Raw genomic sequence first — 425 nt, 5'->3', positions numbered from 1 at the left:
CTGTTTGCTCCCCACGCTTTCGTGCATGAGCGTCAGTACAGGCCCAGGGGATTGCCTTCGCCATCGGTGTTCCTCCGCATATCTACGCATTTCACTGCTACACGCGGAATTCCATCCCCCTCTGCCGCACTCCAGCTCTACAGTCACAAATGCAGTTCCCAGGTTGAGCCCGGGGATTTCACATCTGTCTTATAGAACCGCCTGCGCACGCTTTACGCCCAGTAATTCCGATTAACGCTTGCACCCTACGTATTACCGCGGCTGCTGGCACGTAGTTAGCCGGTGCTTATTCTTCAGGTACCGTCATCCCCCCAGGGTATTAGCCCAAAGCTTTTCTTCCCTGACAAAAGCGGTTTACAACCCGAAGGCCTTCTTCCCGCACGCGGCATGGCTGGATCAGGCTTGCGCCCATTGTCCAAAATTCC

At 55.3% G+C, this 425-nt stretch carries 1 rRNA gene; it reads right to left on the bottom strand.

Features of this window, described 5'->3' with window-relative positions:
• Positions 1 to 425 (bottom strand): 16S ribosomal RNA (locus BSZ14_RS18840); the annotation flags it as partial.

This window comes from Sphingomonas sp. Sph1(2015) (genome assembly GCF_001970915.1).
Classification (GTDB): domain Bacteria; phylum Pseudomonadota; class Alphaproteobacteria; order Sphingomonadales; family Sphingomonadaceae; genus Sphingomonas; species Sphingomonas parapaucimobilis.
The sequence above is the reverse complement of the archived record's forward strand: the minus strand, read 5'-3'. Positions and strand labels throughout refer to the sequence as shown.